Annotated in this window: 1 pseudogene; it reads left to right on the top strand. The window is 69.3% G+C overall.

The features are described from left to right. Window positions 1-618: pseudogene (locus JCM19049_RS21680) on the top strand (FAD-binding protein); the annotation flags it as partial.

The raw sequence follows: 618 nt of genomic DNA, 5'->3' as shown, positions 1-618 counted from the left end.
GGGCGCGACCGGGGACGGCATCGCGCTCGCCGCCCGGGCCGGGGCAATAATCAGCGACATGGAATTCGTGCAGTTCCACCCCACCATGGTGGACACCGAAGCCCACCCGGGCGCGGGGATGATCAGCGAGGCGGTCCGCGGGGAAGGCGCCGTGCTGGTCACCGGCACCGGCGAGCGCTTCATGCCCGGGATTGATCCACGGGCCGAACTGGCGCCACGCGATGTGATTGCCCGGGCTATCCACGCGCAGAACATGGCCGGGCACCCGGTCTACCTGGATGCCCGGGCAGTGGAGCAGAACCAGGGCCGAGGTTTCCTTTCCCGTCGGTTCCCCTCCATTACCCGACGCCTACAGGCCTGTGGCTGAACCTGGCACACGACCTGATCCCGGTGCGTCCGGCCCAGCACTATCTCATGGGAGGGATCTTCACCGACCTGGACGGACGCACCACCGTGCCCGGGCTCTATGCGGCCGGCGAGTGCGCGAACACCGCTGTGCATGGGGCCAATCGGCTGGCGAGCAACTCCCTGCTCGAAGCCTGGTTTTCGCCCGCCGTGCCGTGAACGCCATGCTCACTGACCCGCCGCTGGCCCGGGCGGATTCGGCGGCGCTCGCCG

The organism is Arthrobacter sp. JCM 19049, from assembly GCF_001310435.1.
Note: the sequence above shows the minus strand (reverse complement) of the source record. Positions and strands in the feature narration are given on the sequence as shown.